Source organism: Pseudarthrobacter raffinosi, from assembly GCF_023913735.1.
Lineage (GTDB): Bacteria > Actinomycetota > Actinomycetes > Actinomycetales > Micrococcaceae > Arthrobacter > Arthrobacter raffinosi.
The window spans coordinates 28,277-51,617 of the sequence record NZ_JAMXBH010000008.1 but is presented as its reverse complement, the minus strand read 5'-3'; the positions used below and the strand labels follow the sequence as shown (position 1 = coordinate 51,617).

Below are 23,341 nucleotides of genomic sequence, written 5' to 3'. Positions count from 1 at the left end.
GGCCCCTCCCGCGTCCCGGGCCGCGGCAAAAAACCAACGCCGGCAGGTGTGTTGCATGGATCACATTTGGTCTATGGTTGTCCGGGGCGCCACAGCGTCGTGGCACCCGACTTAGAGCGGATAAATTTCGTGACGACAGACAAACTTCGGGTGCTGGTCCGGGTGGACCTGGACTGCGCGACGGCCCAGGTTGCCGCTCAGGGTCATGTGACGTCCAAAACCGTGCACGGTCTGTATGCCGTGATGAAGCGCGCCAACTCGCTCACCGCGGGCATGGCCCTGGAGCTTGACATGACCCGCGCCCGGATCGAGCCCGACGCGTTGGAAGAACTCCGGGCCTGCTCGAGGTCCCACCACCTGCCGGCCCGCGTCGATCCGCTCCAGTCCGACTACAGGCTGAGCATCCTCGCCCCGGACAACGCGGCGCCCCTGGCAGCAATGGCTACACAGGCAGCCTGACCCGCAACAGCAATCCCCCACATCGAGGTAGAAAGCCACCAAAATGGCGGCTCGAGTCCCCGAAGCGGCACCTGATGGCGCCACTCCCCCGCGCTTTCTGAAGATTTACGCCCCGCTGGTGGAGGACACGTCACGCTGACGGCCGGCTGTCAGATACTGCGTCCTGACGAAGGTGGCCTAGCCTTCGCACTCGATGCAGTACGAGTGGCCATTGCTTTCACGCGCGAGTTGAGACCTGTGCCTGACCAGGAAACAGGAATCGCAGGTGAACTCGTCCGCGGCCTGGGGAACGACCTGAACGATGAGCTCCTCGGAGACAATCTCTCCCCCGGGAGTCAAGCCCTCATCGAGTGCATCCGCTTCGTCCAGTTCATTGACGACGCTGCGGGCATCCGGAGCATTCGCAGACTGCAACGCCTCCAGGGAACGGTCCTGGGATTCCTTGACGTCGGAACGGACCTCGTCGTAATCGGTTGCCACTTTAGGTGATACTCATTTCTGACGTTTCTACGATGTTTTTTCTAACGAGACTGCAACGTACACCAATGCGCCGTTGTTCCCATGTCAAAGGACCGGAGGACGTCACGCGGGCTATTACGCGAACCGCGCCGGTGCATTCCCCGCGTCATCCAAATGCCAGAGCAATATGCCGGTGCCCAGATAGCGGCCGCCGCGGTCATTACCTTCCGTCCTTCGGCCAGTACGGAGGATGGTCCGGCCAGCGTGGGTGTACGGCGGAAGCAGGTAGACGAGGAAGACTTGGAGGTTGAGTTTGCTGGGCAGCGGATTTTCGGCTTACGTAAGAGCTCTCGCAAGAGCCTCCTCGGAGTCCCTGCGAATCTCTTGTTTAATCGACACGTCAAATCTGAGGTCCGACCGAGCACTAGCGGCGTCTGGAAACACCGGGGAACATTTCGCCGAATGCCTAGTGCGCGCCGCGTCTGGAAGCTTATTGGACTCCCCCGCAACAGGCGCAGGAACAACCGATATCGGTGTCATGTCAACCGTGATTGCATTGGGTTGAAGTTGCCCATCCCCAAAAGATCTTTTAAACCCCATTGTTAGGCCATCATCCTGCGACGATGTTGCTTGCCGCTGATTCACCCAGTTCGAGTCGCTCACGTCGATTGAGCTTACGCGTTCTGTCAAGCCGCTGGCCGAGATTCGCTATGTAAGTCTTCTTCTGGGCTACCGAGTTGAACGTGCGTTTTCTGACTTCACTCCCAATGATGAATTCCTTCACCCTTTGCTCATCATCTTTGGGCATGGTTTCAGTTTTGTGAATCATCTGGGCCATCAGGGCAATGAAACCGGAGACAATCCAACGACTGCCATTTTTTTCAAGCAGCGACTGAAGGCCAGTTGACCAATTTTCTTCATGCATCAGGAGTGCAAAAAGCGCCGCACCAACCGGTGCAAATACCTGATCTGCAAACCCTTCTTCAGCCACCAGGTTGTCATGTGTGATGAGTAGTTTCCTGGAGGTAAGGCAGGAATTCATTGCGGCCATCACATAGAACGTAGGGAGGAGGAGATTTGCGCGTTGTGCTGCTTCTTCCTTCTTTTCCTCGGACATGTTCTTGAGCGTTTCATCATTTTCGATGATCATGTGCAGGAGTGCTGCGAAGTCCGCTTCTTGCTCGACCAATTCTATGAGAACCGACCAGCTGTGTAGGACCTTCTGAAGCGCCTTCGATTTCAACTCTTTATCTGCAAGATCGTCCGAGTCTCTGAGAACTCTGGATGCCAGATCAATTCGCCGCGCCAGCAGAGCACTCTCCGAGAGGTTCGAGAGGTCATCAACTGGGAAGGGGACCATGTCGGCATCATCAGAAGTGTCATATGGTGTCACCTTTGATGCGGCGTCATGCTTCGTAGAGCCGACTTCCTTCTCCTTTTCAGCAGGTCGGCCCTCGTCTAGATCGAATTCATCCTGCTTTTCGCTTCCCTCTTTGTATTCCGCTACCTCGATGTCGCCAAATATCCGTCCAGACGCTTCGTAGTTATCCCAATCATCCAACAGCTCCAACATCCTCTGGACGGCTTCAGAACTGTCGCCTTTCAGAGCCGCAAAGTGTCGAATCACAGGTGAAAAAAACAGAGGATCTTCAAAAATGTGCTCGCGGAACGCTTGGTCCGAGATCGCGGCCTTGGCAGCAAACAAGTACAGGTAACTCGATTGCTGGAAGCTTATTTGATCGCTGTCCCTTCGTAGAACCCGGGACTTGTAGAACCCGAGCAGGCACTGCTCCGGGTCCTCTTTCCAGGACAAGGCATCAAACGTGTCCTCAATACAGGCGAGTACACGGGACCCCCGCAGGGAGCCCTTGCGGGCAAGAACGTACTCCTTCGCCAAGCGAGCCAGTATTGTTTCTTTATTTTTGTAAGTCAGTGCAAAGCGAGCATCAATACGTTCGCCAAACATGCCAAGTAGGAGCTTTGTATACTCATCGAGGACGGTTGTCTCAGAGTCATAGCGTTCGTCGCGTTGCCCTAATTCAGATATGAGGGAAATAAGCAGCGAAATCGTGAACGGGTTTCGAGGTAGGTGTTCTCGTTTGGCAATCTCAAGGACTGCGTCACATGTTGTTTCTACGTGGGCCATGGGAGCTATGAGCGAGGCAAATTTGCTAACTTCATTTTTTGAAAGCTTGCCCATGTGCACTATGGATACAGTGACATCCCTTTCCTCTAGAGCCCGGACGATAAAGGATTCATCACTCGGTTTACAGCCGATCAAAGTAAACTCAGAGCTAACCGATGCAAGATCATCCATGATCTTCAAGAATGACGCGTCCTCCCGATAAGTCACGTTATCGAGGGCAACAGAAAAGATAGGGAGATCACCCTCCAATGTGTCAATCAATCGGAGGCCCATCGCTTCACGGCGAAGGCTACGAATAAATGGTTGCTTGGCTTCCCTAGAACACTTTTTGGCATCAATGTAGATAGGGGATCGATCCCCTGCTGTCTGTGCATTCATCGCCAAAAGCCACTGCAGGGCCGTGGTGACGCCGCTATGTTCATCTCCAACCACGACAAGCACTCGACTTTTCGTTCCCCGGGCCACAGCATGCGGATCCAACGGCCGTGGCCGCTTGTCTCGGTCCTTTGAGGACTGCATTGACGCAAACTGCTCGTGGCTCATGGGCAGCAGGAGGGGCGGCACGACGTAGTGTTCGAGCGACTTTTCCCCTGCTTCGTTCGAGCGGAGGGTGACCGAGGAAGTCCTAACGCGGTCCAACAGAGATTCTCGAGCGTATGCAACAGTATCGACGCGTCGCTCCAACTTCGAGGGGCCCTGCGCCGACTCGGCGAGTTGCCCCAAGAACTGGGCTAAGTCCTCATATTTCGAACCGTAACTGACGACTCGAATGTCATCGTCTACATGCTTCTTCTCCAATGCGGCGACCTCGGAGTTCCGACTCAAACGGAAGTGGTCGCCCTTTGACTCGGGAAACATCTGTCGATGCAGCCTCAGCATCGTTGTGAAGTTCGGGTCGTCGACGGTGTCGCCGCAGCCAATGAACAGAAACGACTTGCTTGCGTACTGCGAATGTTGAAGAAACTGGGCGTTCTCGGTCAGAGTCAGCTTCTTGTAGTCCGTGGCGCTCAAGATGACCGAATCAGGATCGTCCCAAACGCCATGTAAATGACCAACCACGTCCATGCTGTCCCCATTGAAGACCGACCGCATCTGCTCCGTTGATTTCCATGTGACAAATCTCTTCTTCAAAGCCCGAGAGAGCAGTGTGTCGTAGTTCGTAGTGAACAAGGGGACACGAAGGGCGTCGAGTGCCTTGGCGAGCTCGGTGTGTTTTAGAGGTAGTTCACCAACGGATTCCCGAAGCCAGTCAGCATACCCTTGACGGCTTTCCTTCAACATGTCTGAGACCGACGTGGCCACCGCGATCAGTTCGTTGGTGTCCGAGTACTCTACGGCCGTCGTGAGGGCGTCCAAACGAAGGTTCTTCCAATTGGGGTTCGGCGCGAAGGAGGCAGCACGTTCGATCCCGTCCTCAATGAGGCCCAGCCATGCCGCCGTCGGAGCCCGGGCGGTTAGTGCGGCACTTACTCCAGCGCCTACAACTGCTATGACCTTGCCGCCGGTCAGTTTTGCTATGAGCCGTTCGCGATAGTCGGCCAAAGATCCTCCAGATAAACAGCTACACAACTAGGTGAACGGAATTCAACCTCAAGCAGCAAGAATATTCGCCGGCCCGGCGTTGACCTAAACATGTTCGCCTCTTGGTTACAAGGCATGGCAACAACGGTTCGCTCTTATCCACAATTCACGCCCCCTTGCCGCGCCATCCGACGCCTGGCCGTCGCCCTGTACACCGTACTGGGGAGGACTCTGCACGCCCTGCTCCGCGACCGACACGAGTGTGCCCACTACGCTTGTTCGCGGTGAGCTGCGCTTGGATGACCGGGCGGTGAGTTCATCTCGGCGGGATCCCGATGTTGTTGTGGAGAGCGCCCAGCATTTTGTGATGCTCGACCAGCCGGGTGCATTTCAGGCGGTGCTCCTTGCCGTCTTCGGAAACTTGGCCCGTCGAGACTTGCATTCAGTCGCCTCGCAGCTCCCTGGACAGAAGCTCTTCTCCTAGGTAATGGCCGGCCTCGGTGAGCTGGCGTCCCAGGGAGAGCCGAATCCTCCTGATGCTAATTGGCAGCTTCAACGAGTGGAGAGTAATGCCTGGTTGAGGCACACCCCAACCTGACGAGCGGAGAACGGGAGCCTTGACTTTCTTCTCAGACGAGCCTAGAACTCAACCTGACAGGACGAGGGTTGGAGGCTACAGTGGCCGGACAGCGGATCGGGTACGTGCGCGTGAGCACGCTGGACCAGAACGAGAAACGACAGCTGGAAGGCCAGGTTCTGGACCGGGTCTTCATGGACAAGGCCTCCGGCAGGGACACGACCAGGCCAGGGCTCACGGAAATGCTGCGGTTCGCCCGTGACGGGGACACCGTTGTGGTGCACAGCAGGACCGGCTCGCCCGGAACCTCGATGACTTGCGTGCTCTTGTTCAATGCCTGACCCGAAAGGGCGTCCGGGTGGAGTTCGTCAAAGAGGGCCTGGACTTCACCGGGGAGGACTCCCCCATGGCCAACCTCATGCTTTCCGTTATGGGGCCTTCGCTGAATTCGAACGCTCCCTCATCAGGGAACGGCAAAGGGAAGGCATCGCCCTGGCCAAGCAGCGCGGCGCCTACAAAGGACGGAAAAAGACCCTCACCCCGGAACGGGCATCCGAAATGGTCCAGCGCGCCGGAAGCGGTGTACCGAAGGCCGTCCTTGCCCGTGACTACGGGATCAGCCGGGAAACGGTCTACCAGTACCTACGCCACGCAAAGCTGGAATGAACCTTCTCCCCTGCTGGCGCGACCGTACGCCACAGCCGGATAGCTTGACGGAATCTGCGTTACGGCGTTTGAAAACGTGGCGGATTTGGGGAGAATACCCGGTTTTTCTAGCGAACGAATGGCGGGACGGAGGCGTCGTTGAATGGCTCGAACCAGTCCTGGACTTTCATGGGCGCAAGGCCCAGCTGCATGTTCAGTTCGATGTCGCCTTCAAAGCCATCCATGGCGTTCTGGTAGAGCATCTCGCTGTCCGTGTCCTCGAGCATGTGTTGTTCAAGCACGCCCCGCCAACCGTCCGCAAGATCCAGGCTGTACAGGTCCTGAACAACTTCAACCTGGTCGAAAAGGCAGCGGAGCGCGAGCTCCTGGGCGACACATGCCGGGCGGGTCCAGCCACGGGTCAGCGCCCCGGTCATGTCCGCAGTTGTGACCAGAAACTGCTGGGCGAAGCGGACATCGTATTTGTCGGCGGGTCTGGCTGGCAGTCCGGACAGGACGAAGGTGTTGGCGATGTCCTGGCGATCGATCCGGTCAAGGTTCCGCAGGGCGTCGAGATCTTCGAAAAGCTGGTCTATCAGGACGGCGGAGGCTTCCCACAGGGCGCCGGCCAGGAGCTTTGCCTGAAACAGGCTCCTGTCGCGCCGCTCCGGCGTGATTGAACCTATCCACGCAAGGTCATCAGCGTTCAGTCGGCTCCGCTGGTCCTCCGTCAGATCCTCCATCCGGGGCTCGAAACCTAACCGCTCCAGGCTCAGGCCGGTAAGTCCCTCGCCGACGTGGAGCGCGTGCTCAATGTAGTTCTCTTCCCGGGTCATGGCCCCGATGCTACAGCGTCCTCCTGCCGGCCTTGCTTGGGACGACGCATCCGGCTTAGGGTGGCAGGAGTTTCACCACTTTCACCAGTTTCACCTACTTTCACCCTGGAGGTCCCGTGCAGAACCCCTTCAAGCCGACGGCCGGAGCGACGCCTCCTGCGTTGGTCGGGCGGGCAGGGCTGCTGGACGAGTTCGAGTACGGCCTGCAGCAAGGTTCCGGCGCGCCGGGGCTTTTGACCATCATTACGGGCTCCCGGGGCATCGGCAAGACAGTTATGTTGAGCGCAGCCGAGGGGATCGCGCGGGCTCAAGGCTGGGCGGTCATCTCCCGGACAGCCACGCCAGGCTTCCTGGCCGGGATCGGCGATGACATGCTTCGCCTCCTCGACGAGCTCGGGGACGGACCTCCTTCCCGGAAAATCACCGCCTTCTCCGCAGCAGGGTTCGGACTTACAACCCAACTCCCCCCGGAACGGGCCATGGACTGGCGCCGAACCGGGAACGAACTGCTGCGCTGGCTGGACACCCAAGGCACAGGACTCGTCATCACCATTGACGAGATTCATGCCGTCGACAGGACGGAGATCTCCCAGCTGGCCGCCGATGTCCAGCACTTCATCCGCGATGGACTGCCCGTCGGCCTGATCTTCGCCGGCCTGCCATCAGCCGTGTCCGACCTCCTTAATGAAGGCGTTGCCACTTTCCTGCGGCGGGCTGACAGGATCAATCTCCACGAAGCAGCCATCGCCGAAGTCACCGCCTCGTACAACGAGCTCTTCAGCCAGGGAGGCATCAGCATCTCCCCCGACCTCATCAACAAGGCAGCCGAGGCCACGGAAGGGTATCCCTTCCTGATTCAACTTGTTGGCTACTACCTTTGGCTGGAAGCAGGCAAGGCAGCCTGGAAACTGGACCAGGGCAGCGTTCAGCGTGCCATTACTGCCGCCCAACGACGGAACACAATGGTGGTCGTCGAGTCGGCGCTATCGGACATCTCCGACAAAGACCGCGAGTTCCTCGACGCCATGGCTACCCTGGATGGTCCTTCTGCTGCCGGCCAGATCGGCACCATCCTCAAAGCCAAGCCCAACGTCGTGTCCAAGTACCGAAAGAGGCTCATCGCTGCGGGTCTGATTGAGTCCGCAGGCTACGGCAAAGTGGACTTCGCAATCCCAGGACTCCGCCAATACCTCCGCGAGTAGATTGACAGAAGGTCCGTTATCGGCGTTCGGAAACTAGCTCGTGGGAGACGCTGCAGGCTTTATGCCTTCGCGTTGGGATGGCGGGCCTGCGACTCGCCGGCGGTGGCAGTGGCAGTGGCGGAAGATGGTGCTTCCTTGATGCCGACTTGTAGGACCGCCCGAAGCAGCCCTGGAAATTGCGCTTCGAGGTCCGCTGCTCGCAGCGAGTTGAGTATGGCGGTGCCCCTATAGTGCTGTTCGATCACGCCGGCTTCGCGCAGAACTCGGAAGTGATGCGTGGAGGTTGATTTGCTGACCGGTAGCTGAAAGGCGCTGCAGGCTTGCTCGCCTGGGACGTCCGCCAACTGACTCACAATCTGGCGTCGTATTGGATCCGACAAAGCGGAAAGGACCGCATCCAGCTGCAACTCGCCCCGGCTGGGGTGGGCAAGGGTGCGCACTTTTATATCGATCTCCCTGGTTTTGCCCGTTGACTCTGAACTCATTGTACGATAAATCTCGTACTACGAAGGGTGTCGTACTTGCCTTTTGGCTTAGGATAGAGCGCATGTCATTCAGGCTGGGAAACCTTGGCCTCCAGCTGTGAGCGCTTCAGTCCCCCAACCAAAGTCAGTGTCCACATAATTCACTCGTTACCGGCCATCCGGCTATACCAATCGATTGGGTAAGTGCTTAAGACCGGCACCGTCCACGAATCTAAGGAAATTACCATGACGAACCTCAACCCGCTCTGGTCGCCCCTGCAGATCGGTTCTACGCAGTTGGCCAGCCGTGTGGCCCTGGCCCCAATGACCCGTATCAGCGCAACTGAGGATGGGCTGGTGACCGAGAAGATGGTCTCCTACTACGAGGCTTTTGCCCGGGGCGGCTTCGCGTTGCTAATCTCTGAAGGGATCTACCCTGACAGCGCTTACAGCCAGGGCTACTTGTACCAGCCTGGCCTTGCCACGGATGATCAGGCCCGGTCCTGGGCCACGGTCGTCGACGCCGTCCATGCAGCCGGGTCCACGATATTCGCCCAGCTCATGCACGCCGGGTCGCAGGCGCAAGGTAACCGCTTCAGAGACAGCACGATCGGCCCTTCCGCGGTCGCCCCCAAGGGGGAGCAATTGGACTTCTACCGTGGCGAGGGCCCCTACCGGGTGCCCGTGGAAATCACCCGTGAGCAGATGGAGGAAGTTCGCCAGGGCTTCGTAGCCGCTGCGCTGCGCGCCAAGGAGGCCGGGTTCGACGGTGTGGAAATACACGGCGCCAACGGCTACCTGCTGGACCAGTTCCTCACGGACTACCTCAATCTTCGCACCGACGAGTACGGCGGCTCCGCGCAGAACCGAGTGCGTTTCCCCGCGGAAATCGCCCGCGCCGTTCGCGATGCCGTCGGGCCGGACATGACCGTCGGCATCCGGATTTCCCAGTCCAAGGTCAGTGACCACGACCACCGGTGGGCCGGCGGGGCCGAGGAAGCGGAAGTGATCTTCTCCACCCTGGCCGCCACGGGCGTCGATTTCCTCCACACCACCGAGTACAAAGCCTACGCCCCGGCCTTCGGCGACCAGGGCCCTTCACTGGCCGCCCTGGCCAAGCAGCACTCCGGGCTGCCGGTGATCGCCAACGGCCACCTGGATGACCCCGAGACTGCAGTGTCAATGCTGGTTGACCACGCCGCCGACGTGGTGGCCCTGGGCAAGGCGGCCCTGGGCAACAGGGACTGGCCTGACCGGGTCAAAAACGGCCGGCCACTCGATGAGCTGGACGCGAGCCTGTTTGCCCCGGTGGCCGACGTCAAGGACTGGGAGCTCGAACTGCTCTCCTGACCCTCCACAGTGCCCCTGCCTCGCCCGTTCGGTTCAGCACGAAACAGATCGAGGGCAGCAACTACTAGAGCCATTAAATGACGAGTACCTAGGAGACCCGATCCGGGAGCTGGGGCAAAGCAAGCACTGCTTGGACTGTGAACACATCTCCCGCGCCGCGCCACGCCACACATCCGAGCTTCCTCGCTGCTCAGTTTGTCCTGACGGTGTCTGGACAATTACACAGACGCGGGCTGGCAAGCCCGCAGCCGTCGTCGGCGCAGGTGACGTGACTGTGCAGGGCGGGTCTCCTGAGGGTACAAGCACTAGAATCGCGGGCTTTGCCGCATGCGAGGCATCTCCGGTTTAGGGCCGGGTGAAGTTCAGGACGTCAGTTGACTCAGGATTGCGGTAGCCATAACTGAGGCTTGTCCCTGTGCCGGAACTCTTGATGGCCAGTTCCGCGTCTGTGGCTTGATTGTTTATGTCTAGGATCAGCACTCCAGGACGACCGGTGGCGTCGGGGAGTGTGGTCCAAGTGCCGGTTACGAGCTCGGCCGATGTCCAGTCAGCGAGTGCCTCGTGGCGGGTGGCGCGGAAAGAGGAAGTACGCGTTCCGGCAGGTGGTCAGGTGTTCCTTGCGGTCCAGGATCTGTCCCGTCATCGCACCCCAGGTCGTGACCGTCGACGCGGTTGCCCTTGCCCCCCGGCCCTGGACACGGACGCAGACCTTCGCATCCTTCTTCGAATATCAATACCCGCGCACCGCGGGTGGATCACTTCCATCTCGGATCACCCTTCCCAGTCGTTTCGGCAGGAATCAAGGTGCATGCGTTCCGGGGAGGGCGGGTAAACCAACAAATCTGACATTCGTGCTCAAAGGCAACAGTCCACGGTCCCGCGGACAACAAAGCTGTGCCCTCCACCGCCAAACTAGCCCACAGGCTCACCGGCACCATAGAAGAATCGGGGTCGACCGAAACACACACATCAAGTGTGTCCCGAGAGCGTCTGGCAGCACCAGAGATCCCGGGGAAGAGACGTGGCGCGGCCAAATTTTCCGTCCCCACGGCGGAGCGAAGCGCCCCTCAGAAACCATCCAAGTGCTGCTCCCCCTCTGATGGGGGCTTTGGTGCGGCGGCCGTCCCGCGGACAACGGCGGGCGCTCTCTGTCGTCAATCACTTGGCGTGGCCGGGAAGCGTCCACTCGAAGTCACGCGGGAGGAGTTGCCCATCGTCTGGATTGAACGGAAGGATCCTGAAAGTTCCCGCGTTAGGATCCACTAACCCGTCCGTGGTCATCCGCATCCCGGACCACACGCCCATCCTGCACAGCCCCGGATACTGACGGGCGTGATAGACCTCATTGCGCGTAACGATGACCAAGTCACCCCTGCTCTGAGTGCCTTTCGCTTCAAGGTAGAGCCGCTCGGTATCCCTGACCGCGCCGGGGCGCCCCACCGTGGTCATGCGGCGTGGCCGGGAAGCGTCCAATCGAAGTCACGCGGACGGAGGTGCCGGTCGTCTGGATCGAAGGCAAGAACCCTGAAGTCCCCCGCCTCAGGATCCACTGCGGACGCCCGCCTCGAAAACCCCCAACGGACTCAATCAACTGGTGTCCAGGCTTGCACTACACGGCGGCGTTGGCGCCGCTTCGTTCTGACATCCTGTTGATCCCCTCAGGCGACAGCGCGCAGTCGATGGCCATGATCCCTGCGCCGAGAACTCCCGCTTTTTCGCCGGCTTTTGAACGGTTAATCGAGAGGTGCTCGGTCGCGATGGGTTTAGACCGTGCATACACGACCTCCCGGATGCCAGCAATGAGGTGTTCCCCTGCATTGGCAAGTGAGCCGCCAATGCTTATCAGCGAGGGGTTGAAAAGTGTTACGCAGGTGGTGAGAACCTCTCCGATATCCCGCCCCGCTTGACGAAGGGCTTGTATGGCGAGCATATTTCCAGATATGGCTGCGGTCACGATGTCTTGAACGGAGTGTGTATCGAGACCCTGGTCACGCAGTTTTGTGGCAATGGCACTGCCTCCGGCGATTGCCTCTAAGCAGCCGAAGTTTCCACAGGCACATAGGGCGTCGTCGTGGGCAGCGAGTTGGATATGGCCGAGGTCGCCGGCCGTACCCCGTGCTCCTCTTTGCAACTGCCCTTCGCTAATGATCCCGGAGCCGATACCGGTCGAGACCTTTACGAGGATCATAAAGTCGGCTTCCGGGCCGGCGACGGCTCTTTCTCCCAGCGCCATGACATTGACATCGTTGTCGACGAGGACTGGAACCTCGAAGCGGGAACGCACGAACGCCGGTACATCGAAGTTGTGCCAGCCGGGCATGATTGGCGGATTTTTCGGACGTCCGCTTTCATGTTCAACCGGCCCGGGGAGGCCGATCCCGATCGCCACGAGGTCGCTTTCTGGTCTTCCCGCTTCATACAGTAGCCGCTCGGCCACATCGAGGAACCAAATAAGTACTGGTACTGGTCCTACGCCTATATCCAACGTCTCCTTGTGCTCGGAGATGACGGTCGATCCAACGTCGATCAGGGCGACAGTACCCTGGGTTGCCCCGAACTGGGCAGCTATCACGACGCGTGCTCCTGGGTTCATCGCAACCAGGGCGGACGGACGGCCGCCTGTGGAAGAAGTCTCTCCGACCGGTGAGACCATGCCGAGACTGAGAAGCTCGTCGAGCCTCAGAGCTATCGTCGATCGTGCCACTCCTGTGGAAGCCGCCAATTGGCTCCGGGTGCGCGGTACACCGTCGCGCAGTAGCTGGAACAATTCGCTGGCGCCCAGGCCAGGGGGGATGTTGCGCCCGATCATCATGATCCTTTCTTGAGGCGGCAGTCGGTCCGCGATGCGTACTCACCAAACTCTTTGGGATAGATCGACACTACAGCAACTTTCATCGACAGCAATGGAGAAAAGGCGCCTCCCACACCACATAAAGTGTTGCATCTCACATAAGAAGCCGATACGCTCACAGCTAATGACGATATTCGTCATAAGTTGCCTAAGGAGTCCCACGGGTCCCCGGCCCGGGACAGGGAGAGGCAACGGTCCTGGTCAACGTAGACCGCCTGAAAGGGAACTAGAACATGAGAAGATCAGCCGCAGTCGCTATGGTCGCATTGGCGTCAATCACTTCACTACTCACCGGATGTAGCTCGGACACTGGATCCGGTGGTGCCGGGTCCACCGGATCGGGAGACCCGCTGGCCAACGTCACCGCCAAAGAGCTCATACCCAGCGGAATAGTCGGCCTGGGTCCGAACGGCGTCAAGTCAGGCACTCTCGATCAGATCAAACTGACTGACGACGAAGTAGCTAAGGCAAGGGAACGCAAGTTCCGCGTGGGCATTGTGATGCAGACCATGAACATCGAATGGTCGACCGAGCAGGTACGGGCGATCAAGAACCGGCTCAAGGAATACAACGCAGAAGTGATCGGTGTTGTTGACCCCAACTTTGATGTCACCAAGCAGGTTTCCGGCATCGAGAACATGATCCAGCTGAAGCCTGACGCCATTATCAGCATCCCCGTTGATGACACGGCAACAGCCGAGGCCTACCGCAAGATTGGCGCCGCGGGTATCAAGCTGATCATGATGGACAACGTCCCCAAGGGACTTAAGTATCCCGACGACTACCAGGGCATGGTGTCCTCCGACAACCAGGGAAACGGCGCAGTCTGCGCTCAGGCCCTCGCCAAGTTCATCCCGAAAGGCGGCACAGTCGGCGTGCTGGACTTCGGTGTCGATTTCTTCGTGACTAAGGAACGCATGAAGGGATTCGTTGATTGGATGAAGGCGAACCGATCCGATATAAAGATCAAGACCACCGAATTCCTCGATCCCGCGAACTCCGGGAAGGACGCCGGAAACTTCCTCACCGCCAACCCTGATGTGCAGGGAATGTTCACGGAATGGGAAGTCCCCGCCGTGGGCATTGACCAGGCGTTGCGCGCCCAGGGCAAAAACGTCCCGATCACCGCAGTCAATATTGCATCCGACGTTGCCATGGATCTGGCAACAGGCGGAAATATCAAAGCCCTAGGCGCTCAGGTGCCCTACGACCAGGGGCTTGCTGAAGCAGATATGGCCATCAAGGTTCTTCTGGGCGGCAGCGTCCCTAACTGGGTTGCCTTTCCTTCGGTTCCGGTGCTCCAGAACAACGTCCTGGATGCCTGGAAACAGGTCTACCACCAGGACCCTCCTGCTGAGCTCGTCAAAGCCAGCCAAGCCACTAACGGCAGCAAATAATCGCTGCCCCACTGTACTGACCACAAGCACAACAAAGGAGTAGTAATCGTGGAAATCATTCAGGACCACAACGGAGTACCCGCTAAGCACGGTAGAGCATTCGTCAACGGTGTGCGGCTGCATTACACAATCGCCGGTGAAGGTGAACCGCTGTTTCTGCTGCACGGGGTGCCGAAGACCTCCTACCACTGGCGCCGCGTCATCCCGCTGCTGACCCCGTACTACACGGTCATCGCCCCAGACCTTCGGGGCCTCGGCGATTCGGAGCACCCGCAGGACGGGTTCGACATGAAGAATATGGCAGAGGACATCGCACAGCTGGCCACACACCTCGGATACGAGACCTTCAACCTCGTCGGAGAAGACTGGGGGGCTTCGACCGCCTACCAGGTCGCAGCTCAGTACCCTGAGCGGGTCAAGAAGCTCGTATACCAGGAGATGATCCTCCCCGGATTCGGGCTCGAAGATTACTCCTTCCTCACCCGTGAAAACGTCAGCACCTATGTCTGGCTCTGGCACATCAACTTCTACAGCGTCCCTGACTTCCCGGAACTGTTGATCACAGGTAAGGAACGGGAGTACTTCAATTACTTCATCAAACATGAAACACACAACCCGCAGGCCATCACCCCTGACGCTCTGGACGAGTACGTGCGCTGCTACTCGTCGCCTGGTGGATTGAGGAGCATGCTCGCGATTTACCGCGCAACACTCGATGATGCTGATCAGAACCGCGAGTCAGCAAAGACAAAACTTAAAATGCCCGTGCTGGCCGTCGGAAGCGAGTACTTTATCGGCGCAGACAACGAGCGGCAGATGCGAGAAGTCGCTGAAGACGTTCGCGGAGTCATCCTGCCGTGGGGGCACCAGCTTGCAGAAGAAGACCCTGAGGCCCTGGCGGCAGCCTACCTGGACTTCTTCGGTCGCGAATAACTTCCGCTCGGGCATAGAACGGAGCAGCAATCGGCGGCTCTGCGCCCGCAACACCTCGAACCACGGCCTGACCCCATTCCGGGCCATTGGCAGTGACGCGGCCCAGTCCGTGTCCTCTCTCCGTGGAGGTTGCGACGAAAGTCGGCTATCCGGCTATTGCCTGGGCGGCGGCGTAGCCGCCCCAGGCGGCGTCACCAGCGTCAGGGATGTGATTATCGCACCAACGGCGACATGGCCGTTTCCCGGGCATTGTCGGGGCCATTCGGAAAGCAGACTACGACAGCTGACTCATGGTGGAACTTGATTACTATGACGGCCATCCTCGAGAGGCAGCCGAAATCAGTAGGAATGACCTCAAGAATCTTTTTACCCAACCCACACCGGATTTCACCGGGTAATGCGCATCCCGCACCAGGCCTGCCCACAAGAGAAGGAAAACACGGATCATGACACGCAGTAAGAAGAGAATTGCCGCAGGCGCAGGTCTGCTCACCGCCTTCGCGCTCCTCCTTTCAGGATGCTCGTCCGACGCCTCCGACGGCACATCAAGCGCTTCCGACGGGAAAGCTGTCGTGGTAGATGCCGCATCGATCGCCCCGGCCGGCATCGTCGGCAAGGGAAAGAACGGTGAGGAACCAGCCCTCGTCGACAAACTCCAACTCAGCGACGCGGACAAAAAGAAGGTCGCTGACGGAAAGTTCTCTGTGGGCATCTCGATGAACACCATGGACATCGACTGGTCCCGTTTGACCATCGAAGGCATTCAGAAAACACTCACCGGCCTCGGCGTGCAGGTCGTCGGCGTGACCGATGCGAAGTTCAAAGTCCAGCAGCAGATATCTGACCTTGAAAACCTCATCACGAAGAAGCCTGATGCCATCATCAGCATCCCCACGGACGATGTGGCCACAGCCGCGACGTATAAAAAGGTTGCGGCTGCCGGCATCAAACTGATCTTCATCCACATGCCGGCGTCCGGCCTGACATATCCTGCCGACTACCAGGCTGTGGTTGCTCCGGATAATCAGGGCAACGGCGAAATTGCGGCTGCGGGGCTCTCCAAGTACATTCCGCAAAACGGCGCCGCCGGGATCGTGGATTACGGTGTGGACTTTTACACTACGAACCAACGCACCCTGCGTGTCACGGAGTGGTTCAAACAAAACCGCCCCGACGTCAAGGTAAAGACCGTCAGTTTCACAGACACCAACGCGGTCGGGCCCGTTGCTGCCAACTTCATGACCGCCAACCCGGACGTCAAGGGCCTGTTCGTCATCTGGGACTCCCCGGCAATGCAATCCGTTGCTTCCCTCCGGAACGCGGGCGTGAACATCCCTATCACCACCATCGACCTGGGAACAGAGGTTGCGGTGGAAATGGCCAGCGGCGGATACATCAAAGCGATCGGTGCCCAACAGCCGTATGACCAGGGAGTAGCGGAAGCGCTGGCCGCGGCCAACGCACTCATCGGGAACAAGGTCCCTGCCTGGGTTGCCCTTCCCCCTGTGGCTGTGACTCCCGGCAACCTGCTTAAGAGCTATGAGTCGATCTTCCACACGAAGCCGCCACAGGAAGTCCTCGACGCCTGCAAGTCTTCAGGCATCTGCGGCTAGCAATTCAAATGACCAGAAACCGTACGCGGACTACAGGAAGGATAAGGGCATGAATGCTCACGCCGAAGCGATTCCAGTCGAACACCCCGCAGGTGAAACCGTTCTCGTAGCCCAGGGAGTAAGTAAAGCATTCAACGGAATATACGCTCTCAAGGACGTCGACTTTGAGTTGCGGGCGGGTGAAGTCCATGCCCTTCTCGGCCCCAATGGAGCCGGTAAGTCGACACTCATCAAGATCCTTGACGGGGTGCAGCCCCAAGACGAAGGAACGGTTGAGGTCGACGGGCGGGAACGCTCCCACTCTGACATCGCGACCGTCTTTCAGGAATTGAGCCTCGTTCCGTGCCTCTCGGTGGCTCAGAACATTTTCCTCGGCAACGAAATCCGTAACGCGCTCGGACTCGTTCAGAAGAAGAAAATGAACAGCATCGCGAAGGAACTCACCGACAGCCTCGGCCTTCATCTGCCCCCGGAAGAACTGGTCGAAAACCTCTCGGTGGCATCGCGGCAACTCGTTGAGATCGCCAAAGCCATACACCGTGACGCCCGCGTGCTCGTGCTCGACGAGCCCACATCCACCCTGACTAAAGCGGACCAACTGCTGCTTTTCAAGAGCATCCGGGACATCCAAAAATCCGGCGTGGGCATTATCTACGTTACTCACCGCCTGACCGAAGTGTTCGAACTCGCCGATCGCGTGACGATCATCCGAGACGGGCGGAAAGTACTTACGGCGGACGTAGCCGACATGGAGATGCAATCTCTGGTCCGCGAAATCACTGGGACCGAGCCGGATGAGCCCGGCCCGGCGAAGGAGGATTTCGACCGCTACACGCACCCGGAGCTGACGACCACTTCGTCGTCCGGGCCGAAACTGCAGGTTTCAAGTCTGGCGGGCGACCGGTTCTCCAACATCAGCTTCACGGCTTCTGCCGGTCAGATTGTCGGCATCGCCGGTCTGATCGGAACGGGGCGGACAGAGCTGCTGGAAACGATCGGAGGTGTGCGCCGGGGCACAGCAGGAGAGATCACGCTCGATGGTCGTTTCGTGCGTTTTAAGCACCCGTGGGAAGCATTGCATGCAGGGGTCGCACTGGTGCCCGAGGACCGGCACCGGTCCGGCATAATCCTGCAGCACTCGATCCAACGTAACCTAACGCTCGCCCACTACAAGGCCTTGCGTAAAGGCGGGCTGGTCGACAACAAGGCCGCGCGCACACTGATTCACGGACTGGTGGACACGCTCCAGGTGAAGACGAGCTCCATCGACAGCCCTGTACAGTCCCTGTCCGGCGGAAACCAGCAGAAGGTCGTCTTCGCCAAATGGATGCAACCAGGGATGCAGGTGCTTCTCCTGGACGAGCCGACACAGGGCGTCGACGTGGCGGCGAGGCAGGAAATCTACCGGGTGATTCATCGCTTCGCAGAAGAGGGGGCCGCAATTGTTGTTGCCTCGTCGGACTTCGTCGAGCTTCAGGAACTTTGCGACGAAATCTACTTCATGACGTCCACCTCGATGAGCGAGCCGGAAAAAGTAACAAGCGATACGACTGATCAATATATCTATTCAAGACTCAACGAGAGGGTTCTAGAGAGCCATGAGCGCGACCAATACTAGATTTGTGCGGCCGCTGTGGAGCGGCAGATCAGCGGGAAATTTCATCCGCGAATATTTTGTCTACATCGCACTGGTGGCGTTGGTGGCGTTCTTCTCGATCGCCTCTCCGGTGTTCTTCAGCGCCCAGAACTTCGCCAACGTCGGCCGACAGACAGCCATCGTGTCGATCATCGCCGTCGGTGTGACCTTTGTCATCGTCAACGCACAGATCGACCTCTCAGTAGGCAGCGTTTTCGCCCTGTGTGGAATGGTTTCCGGCCTAGCCCTGCAGTACATCTCCAACTTCTGGCTCCTGGGAGCGCTGGCCGCCATTGCGGTGGGAGTGATATTTGGATTCATCAACGGCTTACTTACCGTCAAATTAGGGGTGCCCAGCTTCCTCGTAACGTTGGGCATGCTTGGTGTTGCACGCGGAATCGCCTTGATCATCACAGATACGCGACCTGTGCTCATCGCTAATCGTCCGTTCTTCAGCATCTTCGGTGACAGCAACATCCTTGGAATTCCAATAGCCGTCGTCTGGACGGTGGTAATCGTTGCCCTCGGGGTCATAATCCTCCATAAAAGCGTCTTCGGCCTGCGGGTCTTCGCCACCGGAGGCAACCCCCAGGCAGCCCGCTTCACGGGCGTAAACACCCAGCGCACAATCATCCTTTCCTTTGTCATCACCGGCGGGCTCGTCGGACTGTCCTCCCTCCTTTTCACCGGAATAGCCCACGCGGCACGTCCCGACGTCGGCGTCGGGCTCGAACTTGACGTCATCGCGGCAGTGATCCTTGGCGGCGTGAGCCTCTTCGGTGGGCGCGGCACCATTATCGGCGCCCTCGCAGGCTCCCTGATCATCGGCATGATGAACAACGGCCTTGTACTCATGGGCGTGGATTCCTCGGTCCAGCAGATCATCAAGGGACTCATCATCATCGCTGCCGTTTCGCTCAGCAAGAAGTAACAGCGCCAAGAAATCGAAGGGAAATCACCAGCAATGTCATCAAATACATCGGCACCCCGTTCGTTCTTTCAGGTAGGTCAGAACGAGACCGGAGCCTGGAGCTTCATCGACCCCCAGGGCAAGCCGTTCATCTCTCTCGCGCTCAACCACCTGGACGACTCTGACCTTCGCTACCCGCACAACGTAGAAATCTTCGAGCGCAAGTACGGCACACGCGAAGCCTGGACCAAGGGAGTTGTCCGGGATCTGCAAGAACTGAACTTCAATACCATCGGTTGGACCTCCCAGTACATCAGCGGCGGATGGGGGGAAGCGCTGGACTGGTTCGGCGACCCGGTCGATCTGGGCCACTCCTCCCCGTGGCCGGACCAGCATCTACTTGACTCCGGATTCCCGTACGTTGTGCAGATCCGTGCGCAAGAGATTGAAGACTGGAACGGCCACCCGGCGTTCAGGGACGTCTTTGGCGAAGACTTCCAGAAGTATGCCGACTGGATAGCCCGCCGTATGGTGTCCGATCACAAGAACAGCACGAACCTCATCGGTTACTTTCTCGTTGACATTCCCGCTTGGCTGCCCCACGCTGCCGGCAGATTCTGGCCCGGATTCGAGGGCCTGACGCAAGAAGAACACGATCATAAACTGTTCGACGTGGCCACGCAGTACTACAAAACAATCACCGAGGCCATCCGGCGCTACGACCCCAACCACCTGATCCTCGGGGACCGGTACAACGGCAATAAAGGCATCCCAGAAGCAGCCCTGCGCGCAATGGTCCCTTTCATCGATGTTCTTTCCGTCCAGTACTTCACCGGAAAGTCCGACGAAGAGTACTCCACGATGATTGAAGACCTCCGTGGTTGGCACGAGCTCACGGGCAAGCCGGTCGTGATCGCAGACATCGGCAACTGGGTCCCCACGGAGATGAACCCGCACCGCACGAGCGATATGGAGACCCAGGCCGAACGCGGTGCAGACTACGCCAACGGCTTGGCTCGAGTCGCCGCCGAACCGTGGATCATCGGATGGCACTGGTGCGGCTACATCGAAAATCTCGGCCGCGGCTGGGGCGTCAAGGACCCCAACGACGAGTTCTACACAGACATGACAGACCAGATCCGTGAGGCAAACGAGAAGGCTCAAGCAGCCGTCGGCGAACGCTGATACAGAAAGCGATACAAGAGATGCAAGAAATCAAAGTAACCTGCGCCTGCTCACCGCCCGCCGCACCGACCTGATCTGTGACCGGGTCCGGTCCATAAACCGCCTCCGGGCCACACTGCTGGAATATTTCCCGGCACTCGAGCGGGCGTTCGACTACTCCAAGAAGGCGCCCCTGATCCTCCTGGGCGGCTACCAAACCCCGGAGGGCATCCGCCGGATCGGACTGACCCGGCTCACGGGATGGCTGAGGAAACGTGGCTGCCGGAACAGCGTCGCCATGGCAGTAAAAGCCGTCGACGCCGCGAACGCCCAGCACACAGTCCTGCCAACCCAGAGCACAGGCTCGGCCCTGGTCGTTCGTCTGGCCGAGCAGATCAACAGCATCGATGCGGAGATCCTGCTGAGCATGCCCGGATTCGGGCCCGTGCCGGGCGCCACGTTTCTGGCCAACACCGGCGGTGACCTGAGTACTTTCGAAACCGTCGAACCAAAGTCTGAGGTGTACTACTGATGTGAGACACAGTTTGAAAGGATTGTGCCCATGTCTGCTCGACCAACCTATTCCGATGAGTTCAAAGCCGATGCCGTTGCGCTGGTGATCTCCTCGGGACGTTCGCCGGCTTCGGTTGCGCCGGAACTGGGGATTGGCATGGAGCAAATGCCGACCGGCGAAGCCTTTCTAGTCGCTTTGTATCAACTCGGAGTCCGGTTCGGCCCATTCGAGGGCGGCGACAATGTGTCCCTCGTTGGGTAGTGCTTTCTGTTCGGCCGGGGGAAGTTTGTCGAACGTGTAGGCGGCAATGGCCATGGGTGACGTGGAGCGCCCGAGGCTGTAGCGGACGCTGCGGTCATTTTTAGTGCCGCAGATGAGGATGCCGATGGTTTCGTTGTGGTGGTCGCGTCGGAGCACGTCGTCCACGAGGGCGACGTAGAAGTTGAGTTTCCCGGCGAATTCGGGCTGGAACTTGCCGGTCTTAAGTTCGATGACGACGTACCGGAGCTGCTCGATGTGAAAAAACAGCATGTCTACGTAAAAATCGTCCCCGTCAACATCGAAGTGGACCTGGCGGCCGACGAAGGCAAATCCTGGGCCCAGTTCTCGGAGGGTTTCGGTGATCCTGCTGGTGAGGGCATTTTCGAGGTCGCGTTCCGCCACTTCACCGGAGAGGCCGAGGAATTCGAAGTTGTAGGGATCCTTCGCCACCTGTTGAGCAAGCTCGGAGTCTTGCGCAACAAGCTGTTGCGCGAAATTCGAGGGTGCTGCTCCTGTGCGTTCCAAGGTCTTGTTCATGATCATGTTCATCAGGACGTTGCGGGACCACCCGTACTCGACCGCCGCCGATGCGTACCAGTTCCGGTCCTTCTGGCTCTTGACCTTGTCCAGTAGCACAGTGATGTGGCCCCACGGCAATTGCGCAACAGCCTGTTGCGCAATTGAGGTCCCCGTCCAGGCTTTGGCGAAGGTGGTCATGTACTGGAGGTTTCGGGGGGAGAATCCCTTCATCTCGGGGAACTCCGCACGAAGGTCCTCGGCCAGTCTTTTGATGACACCACTCCCCCAGCCCTGGATGTCCTGCTGTGCACTTACGTCGTTTCCGATGGACCAGTACAGCGCTATGAGTTGGGTGTTGACGGTCCGTAGCGCCTGTGTGCGGGCGGCGCGGACGCGGTTCTTGAGCTCGCCAAGGAGGTCGGTGTAGCCGGTGGGGAGGGCGAGGTCACGTGCGTCAGTCATGCGTTTGATCCTATCGATCAAGGGCCGCCCGAAACGGCAATACTGGCGGTCCTCCGTTACGCAGCGCCACCCCAGGACGGTCGGCGCGACCGGTCAGCCTGCTGCTGATCGCAGACGGCCTGCTGGGCAGGAGCCGGGCTTGGCGCAGGCGCCAGTCGTGGGTGTCTTCTGTTCTGTGGGCTTTTGTCCGCTGTTGACTTCCGGGCCTGTTGTTCGAAGTTGGACCATGGCACGCTGTTCATCAGGCCAAGGGTCGAATGTTCGTCGCTGTGTCTGCGTCGCGCACTTCTTTTTGGCTCTGATCAATTCGGCGAACAGGTCAGCGTCCTAGCGTGGGGCCGCGGCGGCCTTGTTCGGGTCCGGCGCTGGGTCCGCGGCGTGCAGCCTTCCGCTGTGTTTCCTCCGCGACTTGGTCTTCCTGGGCCTTACGGATCTGGGCCAGTTTCTCGGCAAAGTCATGGCTGGCCGCAGGCTGCTTCTGTCGTGCCGCGGCCAACCGGTCCTGCCATGACTTGTTGGCTTCCTCGCCAGCAGCTTCGCCGGTGGAGCGCTCTGCCTCCCTGCGTGAGGCAATGTCCTTCAACGCCTCGTTAACGGCTTCCGGAGCCTGCTCCGGCGCCTGTTCACTCTGGCGTGCTTTCAGGTTCTCCCGGACCTTGCGGGCCGTAGCGGCAACGTGTTCATCCCGTTCCTGCTCCGGCGTCAGGGTGACGTCCTGGGAGCGTTCCTCGCGCAGTACGTCCACGACACGCTCTGCCGGAGTTAGCTCGGTGGCCACCGTTGCCTGGACCTCGGCGGCCTCGGCCATGAGCTTGGCGTCGTCGGGCGACAGCGGCTCCTTCGCGGTCTGTGCGGAGTATTTGTGCATGGCTGTCACGCGGGCGGCCAGCTCGGCACCGGTTCCCTTTTCGGTGTACTCGGCGGGCAGGACTGTCGTTTCCGTTTCCGGGATCCGGTAGGTGTCGCGGAAGGACTTGACTTCCACAGCCAGGTCCCGCCACTGCTGCTGCTTTTGCGTGTCCGACGGTACGGGCCCGAGTGCTTTGGCCCATGCCGGCGGTTCTGCGGCCAGCTGGGATCCGAGCCGGTTGACCTCCTGGGACATGACTTCGCGGCGTCCTTCGAGTTCCTTGCGCCATAGGGCCGGGGTGTCCTGGTGGGTGATGACGTCGGCTGGGGCCATCCATGCCGGCAGGCCGTCCGGGGCCGTGGCCGTGGCCGCGGGTTCGGGCAGTCGGCGGCGCAGCATCTGCTCTGCTTCGATCCGGCGGAGGATCTGATCGGCTGCCTGGACGCGGGGTGCGTTCTCGTCGCGGGTGTAGTTGGTGACCGCGCCGCGTTCGTAGGCTTCGTCTGCGCGGATGGGCTCAGGCATGAGCTTCCGCAGTGCCTTCTCTTTCTGGAGGGATCCGGCGCAGTGGG

The 23,341-nt window shown here is 59.2% G+C and carries 18 protein-coding genes and 2 pseudogenes; 12 read left to right on the top strand and 8 right to left on the bottom strand.

Annotated features, from left to right (window positions below; translation table 11 throughout):
- Window positions 1-129: 129 nt before the first annotated feature.
- Window positions 130-459 carry a hypothetical protein gene (locus NG698_RS08815; protein ID WP_252609277.1) on the top strand — a complete coding sequence of 110 codons (330 nt, stop codon included), beginning with the start codon at window positions 130-132 and terminating at the stop codon, window positions 457-459.
- A gap of 177 nt (window positions 460-636) precedes the next feature.
- Here the strand turns inward: NG698_RS08815 and NG698_RS08810 are convergent, their stop codons facing one another.
- A complete protein-coding gene (locus NG698_RS08810; protein ID WP_252609275.1) occupies window positions 637-939 on the bottom strand; it encodes a DUF4193 domain-containing protein in 303 nt (100 codons plus the stop codon).
- A gap of 589 nt (window positions 940-1,528) precedes the next feature.
- Entirely contained in the window at window positions 1,529-4,606 is a 3,078-nt protein-coding gene (locus NG698_RS08805) for an SIR2 family NAD-dependent protein deacylase (RefSeq protein ID WP_252609273.1), read from the bottom strand.
- 657 nt (window positions 4,607-5,263) lie between these two features.
- Between NG698_RS08805 and NG698_RS08800 the strand changes: the two are divergent.
- Window positions 5,264-5,828 (top strand): annotated as a pseudogene (locus NG698_RS08800) (recombinase family protein).
- A gap of 107 nt (window positions 5,829-5,935) precedes the next feature.
- Here the strand turns inward: NG698_RS08800 and NG698_RS08795 are convergent.
- Complete coding sequence (locus NG698_RS08795; RefSeq protein WP_252609271.1) at window positions 5,936-6,643, bottom strand: hypothetical protein; 708 nt, start codon at window positions 6,641-6,643, stop codon at window positions 5,936-5,938.
- 116 nt (window positions 6,644-6,759) lie between these two features.
- Here NG698_RS08795 and NG698_RS08790 point away from each other — a divergent pair, with 116 nt between their 5' ends.
- Window positions 6,760-7,845 (top strand): DUF8462 domain-containing protein, encoded by a 1,086-nt coding sequence (locus tag NG698_RS08790; RefSeq protein WP_252609269.1) that lies wholly within the window; start codon window positions 6,760-6,762, stop codon window positions 7,843-7,845.
- Window positions 7,846-7,904: 59 nt separating this feature from the next.
- Here NG698_RS08790 and NG698_RS08785 read toward each other — a convergent pair whose 3' ends face one another.
- On the bottom strand, window positions 7,905-8,330 hold the full coding sequence (locus tag NG698_RS08785) for an ArsR/SmtB family transcription factor (RefSeq protein WP_256470924.1): 426 nt from the start codon (window positions 8,328-8,330) through the stop codon (window positions 7,905-7,907).
- A gap of 225 nt (window positions 8,331-8,555) precedes the next feature.
- Between NG698_RS08785 and NG698_RS08780 the strand changes: the two genes are divergently transcribed.
- Complete coding sequence (locus tag NG698_RS08780) at window positions 8,556-9,659, top strand: oxidoreductase (protein ID WP_252564130.1); 1,104 nt, start codon at window positions 8,556-8,558, stop codon at window positions 9,657-9,659.
- Between the two features lie 607 nt (window positions 9,660-10,266).
- Here NG698_RS08780 and NG698_RS08775 read toward each other — a convergent pair.
- Together NG698_RS08775 and NG698_RS08770 are read right to left on the bottom strand one after the other, a co-directional pair.
- Window positions 10,267-10,424, bottom strand: a pseudogene (locus NG698_RS08775) (IS110 family transposase); the annotation flags it as partial.
- A gap of 844 nt (window positions 10,425-11,268) precedes the next feature.
- Window positions 11,269-12,471, bottom strand: coding sequence for an ROK family protein (locus NG698_RS08770; RefSeq protein ID WP_252609267.1), 1,203 nt, complete (start codon window positions 12,469-12,471; stop codon window positions 11,269-11,271).
- Between the two features lie 272 nt (window positions 12,472-12,743).
- Between NG698_RS08770 and NG698_RS08765 the strand changes: the two genes are divergently transcribed.
- The 8 genes from NG698_RS08765 to NG698_RS21940 all read left to right on the top strand — a co-directional run bounded on the left by NG698_RS08765 (window position 12,744) and on the right by NG698_RS21940 (window position 20,938).
- Entirely contained in the window at window positions 12,744-13,907 is a 1,164-nt protein-coding gene (locus tag NG698_RS08765) for a substrate-binding domain-containing protein (RefSeq protein WP_252564133.1), read from the top strand.
- Window positions 13,908-13,955: 48 nt separating this feature from the next.
- Window positions 13,956-14,840: an alpha/beta fold hydrolase gene (locus tag NG698_RS08760; protein ID WP_252564135.1), complete on the top strand. Its 885-nt coding sequence runs from the start codon at window positions 13,956-13,958 to the stop codon at window positions 14,838-14,840.
- 446 nt (window positions 14,841-15,286) lie between these two features.
- Window positions 15,287-16,453, top strand: a complete 1,167-nt coding sequence (locus NG698_RS08755; protein ID WP_252609265.1) for a substrate-binding domain-containing protein — start codon at window positions 15,287-15,289, stop codon at window positions 16,451-16,453.
- Window positions 16,454-16,502: 49 nt separating this feature from the next.
- The gene (locus NG698_RS08750; protein WP_252609263.1) at window positions 16,503-18,071 is read left to right on the top strand and encodes a sugar ABC transporter ATP-binding protein; all 1,569 of its coding nucleotides are present in this window, start codon (window positions 16,503-16,505) and stop codon (window positions 18,069-18,071) included.
- On the top strand, window positions 18,052-19,020 hold the full coding sequence (locus tag NG698_RS08745; protein ID WP_252609261.1) for an ABC transporter permease: 969 nt from the start codon (window positions 18,052-18,054) through the stop codon (window positions 19,018-19,020). The genes NG698_RS08750 and NG698_RS08745 overlap by 20 nt, the downstream gene beginning before the upstream one ends.
- A 33-nt stretch (window positions 19,021-19,053) precedes the next feature.
- On the top strand, window positions 19,054-20,184 hold the full coding sequence (locus NG698_RS08740; protein ID WP_252564143.1) for a glycoside hydrolase 5 family protein: 1,131 nt from the start codon (window positions 19,054-19,056) through the stop codon (window positions 20,182-20,184).
- On the top strand, window positions 20,141-20,695 hold the full coding sequence (locus NG698_RS08735; RefSeq protein WP_252609259.1) for a hypothetical protein: 555 nt from the start codon (window positions 20,141-20,143) through the stop codon (window positions 20,693-20,695). Before NG698_RS08740 ends, NG698_RS08735 begins: the two co-directional genes overlap by 44 nt.
- A 30-nt stretch (window positions 20,696-20,725) precedes the next feature.
- Window positions 20,726-20,938, top strand: a complete 213-nt coding sequence (locus NG698_RS21940) for a transposase (protein WP_374209954.1) — start codon at window positions 20,726-20,728, stop codon at window positions 20,936-20,938.
- Here the strand turns inward: NG698_RS21940 and NG698_RS08730 are convergent.
- A complete protein-coding gene (locus NG698_RS08730) occupies window positions 20,864-21,919 on the bottom strand; it encodes a PDDEXK nuclease domain-containing protein (protein ID WP_252609257.1) in 1,056 nt (351 codons plus the stop codon). The genes NG698_RS21940 and NG698_RS08730 overlap by 75 nt on opposite strands.
- A gap of 319 nt (window positions 21,920-22,238) precedes the next feature.
- Complete coding sequence (locus NG698_RS08725; RefSeq protein WP_252609255.1) at window positions 22,239-23,294, bottom strand: hypothetical protein; 1,056 nt, start codon at window positions 23,292-23,294, stop codon at window positions 22,239-22,241.
- Between the last annotated feature and the right edge of the window lie 47 nt (window positions 23,295-23,341).